The sequence below is a fragment of the Micromonospora inyonensis genome (genome assembly GCF_900091415.1).
Lineage (GTDB): Bacteria > Actinomycetota > Actinomycetes > Mycobacteriales > Micromonosporaceae > Micromonospora > Micromonospora inyonensis.
Genome location: NZ_FMHU01000001.1, coordinates 143,919 through 159,540 on the forward strand (window position 1 = coordinate 143,919; position 15,622 = coordinate 159,540).

At 73.7% G+C, this 15,622-nt stretch carries 12 protein-coding genes; 3 read left to right on the top strand and 9 right to left on the bottom strand.

Going from position 1 to position 15,622, the window contains the following annotated elements; genetic code table 11:
- Positions 1–25 precede the first annotated feature (25 nt).
- Entirely contained in the window at positions 26–1,507 is a 1,482-nt protein-coding gene (locus tag GA0074694_RS00710) for an SDR family oxidoreductase (protein ID WP_091450857.1), read from the top strand.
- 93 nt (positions 1,508–1,600) lie between these two features.
- On the opposite strand, the gene GA0074694_RS00715 is transcribed toward GA0074694_RS00710, so the two are convergent.
- The 4 genes from GA0074694_RS00715 to prmC all read right to left on the bottom strand — a co-directional run bounded on the left by GA0074694_RS00715 (position 1,601) and on the right by prmC (position 6,064).
- Positions 1,601–3,712 carry a transglycosylase domain-containing protein gene (locus tag GA0074694_RS00715; protein ID WP_091450861.1) on the bottom strand — a complete coding sequence of 704 codons (2,112 nt, stop codon included), beginning with the start codon at positions 3,710–3,712 and terminating at the stop codon, positions 1,601–1,603.
- A gap of 157 nt (positions 3,713–3,869) precedes the next feature.
- Complete coding sequence (locus GA0074694_RS00720; RefSeq protein ID WP_091450864.1) at positions 3,870–4,481, bottom strand: arsenate reductase/protein-tyrosine-phosphatase family protein; 612 nt, start codon at positions 4,479–4,481, stop codon at positions 3,870–3,872.
- On the bottom strand, positions 4,482–5,123 hold the full coding sequence (locus GA0074694_RS00725) for an L-threonylcarbamoyladenylate synthase (protein WP_091458441.1): 642 nt from the start codon (positions 5,121–5,123) through the stop codon (positions 4,482–4,484).
- On the bottom strand, positions 5,123–6,064 hold the full coding sequence (prmC, locus tag GA0074694_RS00730) for a peptide chain release factor N(5)-glutamine methyltransferase (RefSeq protein WP_176737736.1): 942 nt from the start codon (positions 6,062–6,064) through the stop codon (positions 5,123–5,125). Before prmC ends, GA0074694_RS00725 begins: the two co-directional genes overlap by 1 nt.
- Before the next feature lie 155 nt (positions 6,065–6,219).
- Between prmC and GA0074694_RS00735 the strand changes: the two genes are divergently transcribed.
- Complete coding sequence (locus GA0074694_RS00735) at positions 6,220–7,770, top strand: GGDEF domain-containing protein (RefSeq protein WP_091450870.1); 1,551 nt, start codon at positions 6,220–6,222, stop codon at positions 7,768–7,770.
- 123 nt (positions 7,771–7,893) lie between these two features.
- Here the strand turns inward: GA0074694_RS00735 and prfA are convergent, their stop codons facing one another.
- Positions 7,894–8,982, bottom strand: a complete 1,089-nt coding sequence (prfA, locus tag GA0074694_RS00740) for a peptide chain release factor 1 (protein WP_091450872.1) — start codon at positions 8,980–8,982, stop codon at positions 7,894–7,896.
- Positions 8,983–9,073: 91 nt separating this feature from the next.
- On the bottom strand, positions 9,074–9,298 hold the full coding sequence (gene rpmE, locus GA0074694_RS00745) for a 50S ribosomal protein L31 (RefSeq protein ID WP_091450875.1): 225 nt from the start codon (positions 9,296–9,298) through the stop codon (positions 9,074–9,076).
- 211 nt (positions 9,299–9,509) lie between these two features.
- Between rpmE and GA0074694_RS00750 the strand changes: the two genes are divergently transcribed.
- On the top strand, positions 9,510–10,406 hold the full coding sequence (locus GA0074694_RS00750; RefSeq protein ID WP_091458443.1) for a phosphatase domain-containing protein: 897 nt from the start codon (positions 9,510–9,512) through the stop codon (positions 10,404–10,406).
- A 167-nt stretch (positions 10,407–10,573) separates the two neighbouring features.
- On the opposite strand, the gene GA0074694_RS00755 is transcribed toward GA0074694_RS00750, so the two are convergent.
- From GA0074694_RS00755 to GA0074694_RS00765, 3 genes are all read right to left on the bottom strand, one after another.
- Positions 10,574–11,080, bottom strand: coding sequence for a hypothetical protein (locus GA0074694_RS00755; protein ID WP_091450878.1), 507 nt, complete (start codon positions 11,078–11,080; stop codon positions 10,574–10,576).
- Positions 11,081–11,096: 16 nt separating this feature from the next.
- Positions 11,097–12,329, bottom strand: a complete 1,233-nt coding sequence (locus GA0074694_RS00760) for an IS110 family RNA-guided transposase (RefSeq protein ID WP_091458445.1) — start codon at positions 12,327–12,329, stop codon at positions 11,097–11,099.
- Between the two features lie 229 nt (positions 12,330–12,558).
- Complete coding sequence (locus GA0074694_RS00765; protein WP_091450881.1) at positions 12,559–15,522, bottom strand: phosphodiester glycosidase family protein; 2,964 nt, start codon at positions 15,520–15,522, stop codon at positions 12,559–12,561.
- Positions 15,523–15,622: the final 100 nt, after the last annotated feature.

The following is a 15,622-nucleotide window of genomic DNA, read 5'->3' on the forward strand; positions in this document are numbered from 1 at the left end:
TCTATGGGGCCCCAGACTGGAGACCATGAGATGCCTGGTCACCGGTGCCACCGGCTACATCGGCGGGCGACTCGCGCCCCGACTGCTCGCCCGGGGCCACACCGTGCGCGCTCTGGCCCGGACGGCGAGGCGGCTACGGGACGTGCCGTGGGCGGCCGGGGCCGAGGTGGTGGAGGGCGACCTGCGCAGGCCGGAGACGCTGCCGGCAGCCTTCGCGGACGTCGACGTCGCCTACTACCTGGTGCACTCGCTCGGACAGGCCGGGTTCGAGGCCGCCGATCGGGAGGCGGCCACCCACTTCGCCCGGGCGGCCCACGCGGCCGGCGTACGCCGGATCGTCTACCTGGGTGGGCCGGAGCCGGCCGCGGACACGCGCCCCTCCCCCCACCTGCGGTCCCGCAGCGAGGTGGGGCGGACCCTGCTGGCCAGCGGGGTACCGACCGTGGTGCTCCGGGCGGCGGTGATCATCGGGTCCGGTTCGGCCTCGTTCGAGATGCTGCGGTACCTCACCGAACGGCTGCCGGTCATGGTCACGCCGCGCTGGGTGCGCAACCGGATCCAGCCGATCGCGGTCCGGGACGTGCTGCGCTACCTGGTCGCCGCCGCCGACCTGCCGCCGGAGGTGAACCGGGCCTTCGACGTCGGCGGGCCGGACGTGCTCACCTTCGCCGAGATGATGCAGCGGTACGCCACGGTGGCCGGGCTGCGCCGCCGGATCATCCTGCCGGTCCGGCCGCTGACCCCGTCGCTCTCCTCGCACTGGGTGGGCCTGGTCACGCCGGTGCCGAACCGGATCGCCCGGCCGCTGGTGGAGAGCCTGGTCCAGGAGGCGGTGGCCCACGAGCACGACATCGCGCAGTACGTCCCCGACCCGCTGGGCGGGCTGACCGGCTTCGACGAGGCGGTCCGGCTGGCCCTGGCGAAGGTCCGCCACGCCGAGGTGGAGACGCGCTGGTCCACCGCGAGCGGGCCGGACGCGCCGGCCGAGCCGCTGCCCAGCGACCCGGAGTGGTCCGGCGGCTCGGTCTACACCGACCTCCGGGAACGCCGGGTGGACGCCCCGCCGGACGCGCTGTGGCGGGTGGTCGAGGGAGTCGGCGGCGAGCACGGCTGGTACTCCTTCCCCCTGGCCTGGTCGCTGCGCGGGTGGCTGGACCGGCTGGTCGGCGGGGTGGGGCTGCGCCGGGGCCGGCGTGACCCGCAGCGGCTCTACGTGGGCGAGGCGCTCGACTTCTGGCGGGTCGAGGAGATCGTCCCGGGCCGGTTGCTGCGGCTGCGGGCGGAGATGCGCCTGCCCGGCCGGGCCTGGCTGGAGATGCGCGTCGAGCCGACCGACGACGGCGGGAGCCGGTACGCGCAACGCGCCGTCTTCCTGCCGCGCGGGCTGGCCGGGCACGCCTACTGGGCCGCGGTCGCCCCGTTCCACGCGGTGGTCTTCGGCGGGATGGCCCGCAACATCGCGCGCGGCGCCGGGCAGGCCGCCCGCACCGCACCGGTCCGACCCTGAGCCGCCGCCCCTGGGCCACCGCCGGGGAACGGCCGCCCGTGCCGCACGGTCCGCCCGCGGCCCGTCGCCGGGCGAAGTCCGTCCGTGGTCCGGTCAGTCGCCCGCGCGGCGGCCGGTGCCCCACCGGGCGATCGTCTCGCTCGGTCGCGTGAAGTCGCGGACCGGCTGGCCACGCAGGGCGGTGGCGACGATGCCGGCGGCCATCTCGACCATCCTGGCCTGCACCGTCTTGCCGGCCGGGTCCCGGGGGTCGTCCGGGTTGGCGGCCATCGAGGCGACCACGAGCTGCGGGGTGGCGACCACCACCGTCTCCGTGCCGTACCCCTCGGAGCTGCCGGTCTTGCCGATCACCGGACGACCGGCCCGGGTCCGCAGGCCGGCGGCGGTTCCGCCGTCGCAGCGCCCGTACGCCGACTGGTCCCCGACCGGACAACGGGCGACGTCGGCCGCCGCGCGCGCCACGTCCGCGTCCAGCACCCGACGGCAGTCCGGCCGGGCGGCGTCCAACGGTCGGCCCCCACGGTCGACGATCATGCTGACCGGCAGGGGCGTGCAGCGGACCCCCTCGGCGGCCACCGTGGCGTACGCGGTGGCCAGGTCGAGCGGGGTGGTGGCCGCGACGCCCAGCACGAACGGGCCCCACTGGCGGGCGCCGTAGCGGGCGCGACGGGCGTCCTCGTCGGCGCGCAGCACGATGCCGAGCCGTTCGGCCATCGCCACCACCCGGTCCATGCCGACCTGCTCGGCGAGCCAGACGAAGTACGTGTTCACCGATCGGCCGAAGGCGGTCCACATGGTGTGCTCGCCGTCCATCGACGCCGGGTCGGCGTTCGCCGGACACCAGCGCCCGCCGCAGCTCGTCGGACCGTCGACCGGCCACCCGGTGACGATCCGGCTCGGCGCGACGAAACGGGTGTCCAGGGGGAACCCGGCCTCCAGCGCGGCCAGCACGGTGAAGATCTTGAACGTCGAGCCGGCCTGGTAGCCGTCGATGCCGTCGCCCCCTGCGACCAGCTGGTTGACGGTGTGCGGGCGGTTCTCCTGCCCGGGCGGGTTGGGAGCCAGGCCGTAGGTGCGGTTGACCGCCATGGCGAGGATCCGCCCGGTGCCCGGTTGCACCACGGCGGTGGGCAGCGCGTGCGGACTGTGCGTGCCGTACACCGCCAGCACCCGGTCCTGCGTGTCGCGTTGCACGTCCGGGTCGAGGGAGCTGACGATCCGGAAGCCGCCCCGGCGCAGCGTCCGCTGCCGCTCGTCCACCGACGCGCCGAACGCCGGCTGCCGGTTCCACCAGTCGGTGAAGTAGTCGCAGAAGAAAGCCCAGTCGTTGCGCTCCTCGGGGACCGCCGCGCAGTCGTCGGGTTGCACGCTCGGCTTCAGGGCGAGGCCCTCCGCCTGGGCCCGGTCGGCCTCGGCGGGCGCGACCGCGCCGGTCTCCACCATCCGGTCCAGCACGTACCCCCGCCGGCGCAGCGCCGCGTCGGCGTCACCGTGGATCGGGTCGTCGGTGTGCGGTGACTGGACCAGTCCGGCGAGCAGCGCCGCCTCGGCCAGGGTCAGGTCGGCCGGGGCTTTGGAGAAGTAGCGCCGGCTGGCCGTCGCGACGCCGTACGCCCCGGCGCCGAAGTAGACGATGTTCAGGTAGCGGCCGAGGATCTCGTCCTTGTCGAGCTCGCGTTCGAGCGCCAGGGCGTACCGGATCTCCTGGATCTTGCGGGCGGTGCTGATCTCACTGGCCGCCTTCCGCTGTTCCTCGCTCAGGGTCGGGTCGCTGCTCAGCACGTTCCGGACGTACTGCATGGTCAGCGTGGAGGCACCCTGGCGGACCGGGCCGCTGCGGTTGGCGGTGAACGCCCGGGCGATGCCCCGCAGGTCGACGCCGCTGTGGTCGTAGAAGCGGGCGTCCTCGGCGGCGAGGATCGCCTGTCGCATCACCGGGGCCACCTCGGTCAACGGCACGTCCGCCCGGTTCTCCTCGTAGAAGGAGGTGATCTCGGTGGTGCCGTCGGCGGCGTAGAGCGTGGAGCGCTGCGCGGTCGGGGGCGTGACCAGGTGCTCCGGCAGTTCGGAGTACGGGGCGGCGAGCGTGGAGAAGCCGAGCCCCAGCACCAGCGCGAGGGGCAGGGCCGCCGTGGCGAGCACCAGCCCGGCCAGCGTGCCGGCGATCACCACGGTCAGCAGCTTGTGCAGACGGGCCTGGGTCATCCGCTCTCCTGAGCAGGAGCTGGGCTAGGACCCGTTCAGAATGGCCCGGACCGGCTGGCCGGAGTCGCCCTTTCCGCAAATCAGCAGATAATTCGTAGAAGGCCACGAACTTCCCCGAACTGCTGGCAGAACCGGTAGTTCCGCGCAGGCGGGCGGGTCAGGGCAGCAGAAGCGTCGCGAGCGGCTGCACCGTCTCCTCGATCTCGTCGGCGACCCGGCTGAAGCACTGGTCCCCCCGGCCCCACGGGTCGTCCAGGTCGTCGGTGGGCAGCGCGGTGGCGACCCCGCGCGCGGCGTGGACCGCCGCGACCAGGGCCGTTCCCCGGGCGTACACCGCCTCCGGGGACGCCTCGGCCGGGGGCAGGGCAGCCCCGTCCACCGCGCCGAGCAGCCGGCCGAACTCGCCCAGCACGAAGGTCCGCCCGGCGGCGTCCGGGCGCAGCGCCAGCACGTACTCCTGCTGGTCGACGGTGGCGGTGAGCACCAGGTCCGCGGCGTCGATCTGGTCGGACCGCAGCCGGCGGGCGGCGAACCCGGCGCTGTCCCCGCCCCGGGCGGCGACCTGCCGGGCCGCCGGCGGGTTCATCTCCGCCCCGACGTGCCAGCCCCCGGTGCCGGCGCTGTGGCTGTGCAGCAGCTCCTCGGCCCGCTCCGGGTCGAGTGCGCGCCGGGTGAGCCGCTCCCGGACGGCCAGCGCCAGCAGGCGCTCGGCCATCGGCGACCGGCAGATGTTCCCCATGCAGACGTGCAGGACGGTGAAGGGTGGCACCTACGCCACCCGGCTCTCGAGGTCGGGCACCACGTCACGCAGCTCGGTCAACGAGATGGCCCCCTCGCGCACCATCTGCGGCACCTCGCCGGTCAGGTCCACGATCGTGCTGGGCACCGGGTCGGGGCAGGGCCCGGCCTCCAGGTAGGCGCGGACCGCGTACCCGAGCTGGTCCCGGGCCTGCTCGGCGGTGAGCGCCGCCGGCTGGCCGGACTTGTTCGCCGAGGAGACCGCCATCGGGCCGGTCTCCCGCAGCACCTCCAGCGCCACCGGGTGCAGCGGCATCCGCACGGCGACCACGCCGTTGGTATCGCCCAGGTCCCACTGGAGGCTGGGCGAATGCTCCACGACGATGGTCAAGGCCCCCGGCCAGAACGCCTCCACCAGGTCCCGGGCCGCCCGGGGCAGGGTGAACACCAGCCCGTCCAGGGTGTGCCGGGAACCGATCAGCACCGGCGGCGCCTGCCGACCCTGACCCTTCGCGTCCAGCAACGCCTTCACCGCGAACGGGGTGAAGGCGTCCGCGCCGATCCCGTACACCGTGTCGGTCGGCAGGACGACCAGTTCGCCATTCTTGACGGCCTCGATCGCCGCGGCGATGCCGCGGTCCCGATCGGCCAGCGACCGGCAGTCGTAGAGCATCACGAGGAGCCAGTCTGCCACGCCCCGGACGGCACGTGCTCGGGGCGGCGCAGGGCGGTGGTGAATCGGGGGCGGCCGGCGAGGTCGGCATGGCCGCTGACGGCGTCGAACCGACCGTCGGCACCGATCAGTTCGGGCACCGCGCGGCCGTGCGTGTCGTCGTGCTCGACCGCCAGCGCCCCGCCGGACCGCAGCAGCCGGGCCGCCGCCGCGACCACCGGCCGCACCACGGCCAGACCGTCCGCCCCGCCGAACACCGCCTCCGCCGGGTCGTGACCGGCCACCTCGGGCGGTACGGCGGTCCCGGCCGGCACGTACGGCGGATTGCAGAGCAGGACGTCGACCCGGCCGGTCAGCTCGCCGAGGAGCGCGGGGTCGGCGACGTCCGCCTCGACCACCTCGATCGGCCGGTCCCCGGCGGCGGCCCGGTCCGCCGCGTTGCGCCGCAGCCAGGCCAGCGCCGCCGTCGACCGTTCCACCGCCACCACCCGGGCCCCCGGCACCTCCTGGGCGACCGCGAGCGCGACCGCGCCGGAGCCGCTGCACAGGTCCACCACCAGCGGCTCGGCACTCCCCCGGGCCCGGGCGATCCCCCACTCCACGAGCAGCTCGGTCTCCGGGCGGGGGACGAAAACACCCGGGCCGACCGCGAGCTCCAGGTGCCGGAAGCCGGCGGTCCCGGTCAGGTGCTGCAACGGTTCCCGGGCCGCCCGACGCGCCACCAGGGCGTCCAGCCGGGCGAGCTGGTCGCCGGTGAGGCCGTCGGCCAGCAGCAGCCGGCCCCGGGGCACCCCGAGCACGTGGGCGGCGAGCAGTTCCGCCTCGGTCCGGGGGGCGTCGACGCCCGCCCCGGCGAGGATCCGGGTCACCCGGGCGAGCACCGGCGGACACGGGTGTCGGTTGTTCGTCCCTTCGGACGGCTGTTGCGGCGTGACAGTCACGACATAATCATGAAGCGTCGCGTACGTCACCCCGAACGGGCGCGTCCTTCCCTGGTGCGCCCGTGGCGTGGACCGACAGCGGGACGCGGGCTCGCCGGGGTGTCCCGGGGCGACCACGGTGCGGCGCCGGAGCCGGCGCGGACGGGAGGCTGCGGGTGGGTTGGCTCGACCGGGTCACCGACCAGGTTGACGCTCTCACGAAGGCGCGCGACCTCCAGGAGGCGAGCCGGTCCGCCGAGGCGTGCGTCCTCCTCGACCAGGTGCTCCGCACCACCACCGACCCGTTCGCCCGCGCCGACGCCCGGGTCCAGCGCCTCTCCGCGCTGATCAACCTCGGTCGGACGGCCGAGTTCACCCGGGCCATCGAGGAGGCAGCCACCGCCGTCCGGGACCTGCCCGAGCCGTACCTGCACGGGCACCTGCACGCGCTGGCCGCACTGGCCGCGCACCACCAGGGCGCCCTCGACCGGTGCGTCACCCACCTGGTCCGCGCCGCCCGCATGCTGACCGCGGTGGAGGACCCGGACCGGGACACCGCGTGGGGCTGGCACGACCTGGCGATGACGTACTCGTACCTCAGCTTCCACGGCTACGCGCTGACCGCCATCGAGAAGGCACGGCAGCTCGGGCTGGCGGCCGGCATCCCCGAGGAGACGTTCGCCGCACCCGGGATCCGGCTGCGCAACGCCGTCGCCCTCGACCACAACGGCGACAGCGACGGCTGCCTGCGGGTGCTCCGGGACGTCGCCGCCGACCTCGACCGCTTCCGGCGTACCGGGCGGGCCGGGCGGCTGCGCCCGAGCAGTCTCGCCGCGTACGGCTACACCGTCGCACGCCGCGCCGCCCTGGGCGACCCGGTGGAGACCGGCACCGAGAACGACCCCGTCCGGCTGCTCGGGTTCGGTGGCGACAGCGCCCGTGCCCGCGACTTCCGCCAGCTCGGGAAGGTCTGCCTGGCCGTCGCCGACGGCCGACCGGCCGAAGCGATCACCCGGTTGGACACCGCCTCGGTCTCCACCGAGACGCTCGGCGCGGCCGAACCGGCCCGGCTGCGCAGCATCGCGCTGACCACGGCCGGGGACCACGCCGGCGCCCACCGGGCCGACCGGATGGCGTTCCGGCTCGCCGCGCAGCGCAACGACCGGCTGCGGGACGTCTACATCGACGGCATCGCGGCCCGCATCGACCACGAGGAGATGCGCCGCGAGGCCGCCCGGTTCGAGGGTGAGGCGCTGACCGACCCGCTGACCGGGCTGCCCAACCGTCGCCGGCTGGAACGCCACATCGCCGGCATGGTCAACCGGGGTGAGCGGCTGGTCATCGGCGTCTGCGACCTGGACGGCTTCAAGGCGGTCAACACCCGGCACGGACACCACTCCGGCGACCTGGTGTTGCAGCGGGTGGCCGGAGTGATCAACCGGGTGATGCGGCGCGGCGACTTCGTGGCCCGCTACGGCGGGGACGAGTTCGTGGTGGTGCTCGCCGGCACCGGGATCGAGGAGGCGGCCGAGGTCTCCCGCCGGGTCGACGCGGCCATCCGGACCGAGGACTGGGAGTCCCTGGTTCCGGGCACCCCGGTCCGGGTGACCATCGGCTTCGCCGAGGTCAATGCCGGTGCACCGTTGGGCCGGGACGCCATCCGCGCCGCCTTCGACGCGGCCGACCAGCAGATGCTGCGCGCCAAGTCCCGCACCCGCCCCGGCTGACCCCGCACCGCCCCCGACCCGCTCACGGTGTAGGCCCCCTTTGGTTGCAGGGGGCCCTTCCTCGACAGAATGCGGTAACAGGGGACCCCTGCTACCACCGGGCGGGGCGGGCGTCGGATCGGTTCAGCGGCGACCGAGCTCCGGGTCCCCGGCCAGGCGGGCGGCGCGGTCGGCCTCGGTGAGGGCGTCGAGCACGCCGTCCAGCTCACCGGCGAGGGCCAGGTCCAGGTTGTACGCGGTGTAGCCGATCCGGTGGTCGGTGATCCGGTTCTGCGGGAAGTTGTAGGTGCGGATCCGCTCGGAACGGTCGACGGTGCGCACCTGCGCCTTGCGGGCGTCGGAGGCGGCGGCGTCGGCCTGCTCCTGGGCGGCGGCGAGCAGCCGGGCCCGCAGGATCCGCATCGCCTGCTCCCGGTTCTGCAGCTGCGACTTCTCGTTCTGGCAGGAGACCACGATCCCGGTCGGCACGTGGGTGATCCGGACCGCCGAGTCGGTGGTGTTGACCGACTGGCCACCCGGGCCGGACGAACGGAAGACGTCGATACGCAGCTCGTTCGGGTCGATCGTGACGTCGACCTCCTCGGCCTCCGGGAGCACCAGGACACCGGCCGCACTGGTGTGGATGCGGCCCTGCGACTCGGTGACCGGGACGCGCTGCACCCGGTGCACGCCGCCCTCCCACTTGAGCCGGGACCACACCCCGTTGCCCCCCTCCGGGACGCCCTTGGTCTTGATCGCCAGCGAGACGTCCTTGACCCCGCCCAGGTCGGAGTCCTGCGCGTCGAGGACCTCGGTGAGCCAGCCACGCCGCTCGGCGTACCGGGTGTACATGCGCAACAGGTCGGCGGCGAACAGCGCCGACTCCTCACCGCCCTCGCCGGCCTTGATCTCGACGATCACGTCCTTGGCGTCGTGCGGGTCGCGGGGAATCAGCAGCTCCGCCAGGCGCTCCTCCAGCTCGGGCAGGGTCGCCGCGATGGACTCCGCCTCGGCGGCGAAGGACGGGTCCTCGGCCGCCAGCTCCCGGGCGGCGACGAGATCGGCGCGCGCCTGCTCCAGTTCACCGGCCGCCTTGTGCAGCGGCACCAGTTCGGCGTAGCGCCGCCCGACCCGGCGCGCCGTGCCCTGGTCGGCGTGGATGGCCGGGTCGGCCAACCGCTTCTCCAGTTCGGCGTACTCGTCGAGGAGGGCCACCAGGCGCTCACTGCTCATGCTCGTACTCCCTGCGGTCGGCGCGGATTCGGGCAGAGACGGACGACGCCCGCGCCCGGTGGTGAACCGGACGCGGGCGTCGAACGGACGGCTACTTGGCCTTCTTCGCCTGAACCTTGGCGTACTTCTGCTGGAACTTCGCGACCCGACCCGCGGTGTCGAGCACCCGCTGCTTACCCGTGTAGAACGGGTGGCAGGCGCTGCACGTCTCGACGTGGATCGAGCCGCCCTTGGCGGTGCTGCGGGTGGTGAAGGAGTTGCCGCAGGAGCAGGTGACCTCGGTGGTCACATACTCCGGGTGGATGTTGGCTTTCATGTCGCCTTCGGTCCTCTCGTGGGTGGTCGCCGGGTCGCCGCCCGCGCAGGTCGTGCCTGTGCGGGATCGGGCGTGAACCGGAACCGGTGGCCGATTGACCAGTGTGCCATGGGCTTCCGCCGACCCGGAAACCGGGCCACACAGCTGCCCCAACACGGTCCGCACCACCGGCATTCCCGCCCCGACCGGGACCATTCACTACCGTGACGGGGTGACCCGTCTGATCGCCACCCGGGGGCTGCCGGCCTCCGGCAAGACCACCTTCGCCCGGACGCTCCAACCGTCGGTCGTCCGCGTCAACCGGGACGACCTGCGCCGCATGCTGCACGGTGGCCGGCTGTTCACCCAGTGGGCGGAGTCCCAGGTCACCACCGCCCAGCGGGCGCAGGTGGAGGCCCTGCTGCGGGCCCGGGTGGACGTCTGCGTGGACGACACCAACCTGCGCGCCCGCACCCTGCGGGACTGGGCCCGGCTGGCCGCCCGGTACGGGGCCGGCTTCGAGGTGCACGACTTCACCGACGTCCCGTTGGAGGAGTGCCTGCGCCGGGACGCGGCCCGACCGGCCGAGGACCGGGTCGGCGAGGAGGCCATCCGCCGCCTGCACGAGCGTTTCCTGGCCAACCGTCCGCTGCCCCTGCCGGTGCCCGAGGTGCCGCCGGGCGGCCCGGCCCGGGTGAGCCCGCCGGGCCCGGAACCGACCGACGTCGTCCTGGTGGACATCGACGGCACGGTCGCGCTGCACGTCTCCCGCAGCCCGTACGACATGACCCGGGTTAGCGAGGACGTGCCGAACGAGGCGGTCATCGCGGCGGTCCGGGCGATGCACGGGGCCGGCTACGGGGTGGTGTTCTGCTCCGGCCGGGACGCCTCCGCCCGCGCCGACACGGTGGCCTGGCTGGACCGGCACGTCCGGGTGCCCTACCTGGCGCTGCACCTGCGGGCGGTGGGCGACAACCGGAAGGACTCGATCGTCAAACGCGAGATCTACGAGAGCGAGTTGCGCGACCGGTACCGGGTCGTCGGGGTCTTCGACGACCGCATGCAGGTGGTCCGGATGTGGCGCGACGTCGGCCTGACCGTCTTCCAGGTCGCCGAGGGCAACTTCTGAGGGTGCTGGTCGCGCCGGTGCCGGATGCGCCGGATGCCGGGTGCCGGATGCGCCGGGTGCGGCGGGTGCGGGTGCGCCGGATGCCGGATGCTGGATGCCTGGTGCCGGGTGCCTGCAGGGGTCCCCTCCTCCACAGAATGCGGTAGGAGGGGACCCCTGCTACCACCTCAGGCGGCCGAGGCGACCGCCCCGGACGTGGCGGTGAGCCGCAGCGTCGCCTCGGCGCGTACGCCGTTGACGGTCACCGCGAGCACCACCGAGTCGGCCGGTCGCAGCGCGGTGAGCGTGCCGGTGGCCGGATCGAAGCGGGCCACTTGCCAGGGCTTCACCCCGTCCGCCGGGCCGACGTGGACGCTCGGCGACGCCGACCAGTCCGCGCTGGCCGGCGCGGCCACCGGCACGGTACGGCCCCCGGGCTGCGTGATCGTCGCGGTCACCGTCGCCGGGGTGCCGACCGCGACGGTGTCGGGGGCGGCCAGGGTGAGCCGGTCGACGTGTGCCCGGAACTCTGCGGCCACCCAGCGCGGGCCCTCGACCAGCGCGTCACGTCGGGCGCGCTCAGCCTCCTGCGGGGTCACCGGGTCCACTCCGACCATCGTCCAGCCGGTGAACCCGCCCTGGTCGGCGGGGCTGGACGGGCCCTTCCCGGAGTTGCCGTTGATCAGGAAAGACATCCCAGGAGCTTGAATGTCAAGCAGCAGCCTCGTTGAGGTGATGCGACCAGGCGGTTGCCTCGTCGTACGGGGTGCCGGTTTTGAGGCATCCGTGCAGGATGCCGACGAGTCGGTTGGCGAGCTGGCGCAGCGCGGCGTTGTAGCTGGCGCCGCGGGCGCGTTGCCGGTCGTAGTAGGCGCGGGCGCCCGGGGAGGCCTTCAACGCGGAGAACGCCTGGGTCATCAGCGCGTCGATGAGCCGGTCGTTGTGCACGAACCGGGCCGCGACGGTCCTCTTCTTCCCGGACGCGCGGGTGATCGGGCTGGTCGCGGCGTAGTTCTTGCGGGCCTTCGCCGAGACGTAGCGGGCGTGGTCGTCACCGAACTCAGCGAGCACCCGGGCACCGAGAACCGTGCCCAGTCCGGGCTGGGACAGGATGATCTCAGCGTCCGGGTGCCGGCCAAAATGGGCCTCCACCTGCCCCTGCAGGACCTTGACCTGCTCGTTGAGGGTGGACAGCAGCGCGATCAGCGCGCGGACCGAGGCCGCGTAGGCGGCGGTGACCACGGCGGGCTGGCCGAGGTGCTCGGCGCGCAGCGTGGTCTGGATCGCGGCCGCCTTGGCCGGAATGTCACGCCGGCGGGCCCGTTTGAGGGCCGCGCTGATCTGCGCCAGGCTCAACCGGGCGGCGCTGGCCGGGTCCGGCGCCTTCGCCAGGAGTTCCAGGGTGTCGGCGGCGTCGAGGTCCTCGAACGCGGCGAGGGCGGCCGGGAAGTACTCCCGCAGCGCATGCCGCAGCCGCTGGCCGGCGCGGGTACGTTCCCAGATCAGCGTCTTGTGCATCCGCGAGACGACCTTGACCGCCTCCGCATCAGCGCTGTCACCGGCCATCGGGCGCAGTTGGTGCGAGTCGGTACGCACCATGTCCGCCAGCATGTGCGCGTCCGCCGCGTCGCTCTTGGCCCCGGACACCGCCAGGCGCTCCCGGTAACGGGCCGCCTGCAACGGATTCACCGGATACACCGTGTATCCGGCGGCGACCAGCGCTTGTACCCACGGACCCCGATCGGTTTCGATACCGATCCTCACCCGCCCGGACACGTCCTCGGCATCGATGTCGTCACCGAGCGCCTGACCGATCATCGCGTGCAGCCTCGTCATGCCCGCCATGCCTTCCGGCAGTCGGGCCTTGGCCAGCCGGCGACCGGACGCGTCCATCACCTCGACGTCGTGGTGGTCCTCCGCCCAGTCATCTCCCACGAACAGCAACACGTCTCCCACCTTCCGAGCCGATCACCTTCGGTAGCCAGGAGGAGAACCATCAGCGACCTAATGAAGCAGTGCTCACGCCGCGACCGGGCGGGCACGACATCCCATCAGCGATCAACTCTCCACACCGACCGACAGCGGCACGCTCTTTCATCAGGACTCCACGTCCAGGCACCACGAGTGCTCGCCTGCCGGCGGCTACCTACCCACCAGGAGTTTGCCGGATGGCTCACTCCCAGAACTCATTAGGCACCCCGTCGACCCGGTCGGCGTGGAAGGTGCCGACGTGTCCGCCGACGAAGAGCGCGCCCTTGCCGGTGCGGTGCTGGAAGTCGGCCAGCCACTGCTCCACCAGCGCCGCCTCCTTCCGGTCGGTGAGCTGGCTGGCCTTGGCCGGGCCGGGGTCGCGCGGCGGGTGGTGGTGCAGCACGGCCACCGAGCCGATCCGGTCGTCGCCAGCGGCGGAGTCCAGCGCGGACCGTAGGGCCCGGACCTGGTCGAAGCCGCCACCGCGCAGGGTCCCGGTGGAGCTGTTCAGCGTGACGAAGCGGGTTCCCCTGTGGTCGAAGACCTTCGACGGCGCACCGAAGACCGCCTCGAAGTTGGCGATCGGGGCGCCCATGATCTCGTGGTTGCCCGGCACGTAGTGGTAGGGCAGCTCGCCACCGAGTTCCTCGTCCAGGATCCGCTTGGCCAGGGCGAAGTCCGCCGGGTAGGCGGTGTCCACGAAGTCCCCGTTGATGAGGAGGAAGTCCGGCTTCGCCGCCTTGACCTCGCGCAGCGTCCGGCGGGCCTGGGCGACCAGGTCACTGTCCGGGTTCGCCGCGACGAACTGCGCGTCGGAGAGGACCGCGAAGCGCCACGGCATCCCGGCGACGGTGCCGTCGCGCAGCACCACCCGGTCGGTCCGGTGCGGCTCGGCGGGTACGTCCACAGTGGGCGACACCTTCGCCACCAGGTCGTCGATGACCACCTCGCTGGTGTACTTCGCGGCGGCGTTGGTCTCGGCCACGTAGAAGCGGCGGACCCGCAGCGGGTACTGCACCCCGGCGGGTACGTCGAACTGCACGTACCGCCAGCCGGTCCAGGTGACCAGCGGCCCGCGCAGCACGTGCTGGGTGTCCTGCGCGTCGTGCAGGTGCAGGCTGGGCCACTCGCCCGTGCCGTTGCCCTTGATCCACATGCCGAAGGCCTGCGGCTGCCCGGGGACCGCGATCCAGGCCGGCGGGTCGGCGTACGCCGCCCGGGTGCCGGTGGACTGCCCGAAGTCGTACGACATCCGCAGGCCGGTGCCGGTGCGGCCCGGTGCGGGGGCGACCGAGCCGGTGGCGCGGGCGGCGCTGAACCTCCAGTTCGCCGCGTCGTCGAAGCCGGCGACCGGCACGTCGGTGAGGCCGACGGTCACCGGCACCACGGTGCGCTGCCCGGCCACGGTGACGGTGACCAGGGCGGAGCCGCTGTCGCGGAGCGCGGCGACGGTGAGGTTGCCGTTGGTGTCGGGGGTGATCCGCAGCAGCTCCCGGTCGTAGGCGAGGGAGATGTCGGAGGGCTCGATCGGCGCGGTGTTGCCCTCGGCGTCGTAACCGACCACACCGAAGGTGCCGGTGCCCCGCGCGTCGGCGAGGCCGACCCGGTCCGCGGTGGAGTCGACCCGGGCCAGCGGCCCGAGCACGGTGAGGTCCAGCGTGCCGCAGGCCTCGTCGTGCCAGGCGGTGACGGTGGTCCGGCCGGGCCGGACGGCCCGGAAGACGCCGTCGGCGTCGACGGTGCCGTGGGCGGCCGGGTTGGCCCGCCACGTCGGCGTTCCGGCCGCCGGGCCGTACGTCTCGTCATGGCCGGCGGCGGTGAGCCGGCGGGTCAGGCCGGGAAAGACCCGGTCCGGCCGGCCGCCCCGGACCGGCGCGACGCCGGGCGCGGCGGTGGGGTCGGCGGCGGTCTCCAGCCAGTACCCGGTGAGCCGGCCGCTGCCCTTCGGGGCGTAGACGGCCAGGCCGTTCGGGACGGCCCGCTCGGTGCCGTCGGAGGGACTGTTCTCCACCTGGACGGACGCCGCGCCGGGCTCGCGGGCGAGCAGCGTCGAGGAGCCGCCACCGTCGAGGTTGAGCGCGTGGTGCGCGCCGAGTTCGGCCATCATCCGGCCCATCTCGGTCTGGGTGACGCCCCGGCTGTCGACCTGCCGGCCGTCCACCGTCAGCATGATCATCTTGCGCCCGTCGGCGGTGAACCCGACCGAGGTGCGTGGGGCCAGGGAGGTGTCGGCGATCTGCTGCACCACACCGTCGCGGACCAGCACGTTGCCGCCGCCGACCGCGGCGTTCGGGGTGCTGCCGTCCGACGTGCGCGGGCGGTAGGCGACGGTCACCGCGTCACCCGGGCGCAGGCCGGCGAGGGCGTCCGACCCGGCGTCCCGGCCGAGCAGGATGGTGGTGCCGGCGGGGATCGGGCCGCTGCCGGCGCGGTCGGTGACGGTGGCGACGCGCCCGTCGACCACGGCGACCTCGGTGACCCGGGTCGCGCCCTCGACCGCCCGGGACCGGTCGTACGAGCCCCAGAGCGCGGTGAAGACGCCGGTGCCGCCCGCCTGGACCATGTTGTTGAACTGGGTCAGGGTGACCGGCCCGGCGGGCAGGGTGGCGGTGCCCTCGAAGTGCACCTGGATCACCCGGCCGAGCCCCTCGGCGGTGACCGCCACCGCGTTGGTGTGCCCGGCGACCGGCGACTGGATCAGCTCGCCGCCACGGATGCCGATGCCCTGCGCGGCTCCGGAGTTGTTGATGTCGAAGAAGTCGCCGTTGACCGCGGCGACCGCGCGGGAGGCGTCGACCGCGCCACGAAGCGGCTCGGCCCGGCTGACCGCGCCGGAGTTGACGTAGTCGACGGTGAGGTCACCGGTCAGGTCGGCGGTGAGGGCGTCGGCCCGCAGCCAGCCCTGCTGGTCGTACCGGTCGAAGGAGGTGAGGTCGAGCCCGGGTGCGACCGGGCGGGTGGTCTTCGCGGTCTCCAGGCCGTCGGCGGGCGCGACGCCCGCGGCAGCGAGGGTGGTGACCGTGGTCGGGTGGGAGGAGGCGCGGGGGACGTCCTCGGCGGCCGTGTCGGCCCCGGGCGACGCGACGACGACCGGGGTCGGGCCGGCCAGGCCGAGCAGCGGCGTCAGCACCAGCACGCCGGCAAGTCGGGCGGATCGGGTACGCATGCGCGTCAGCCAACCCGACAACGAACAGAACTTTCAATACCCTGCCGGCCAACTGTAGGAAAACTCCAGCCGGCGATCTCGCTCTGAGCAGTGAGAAGGG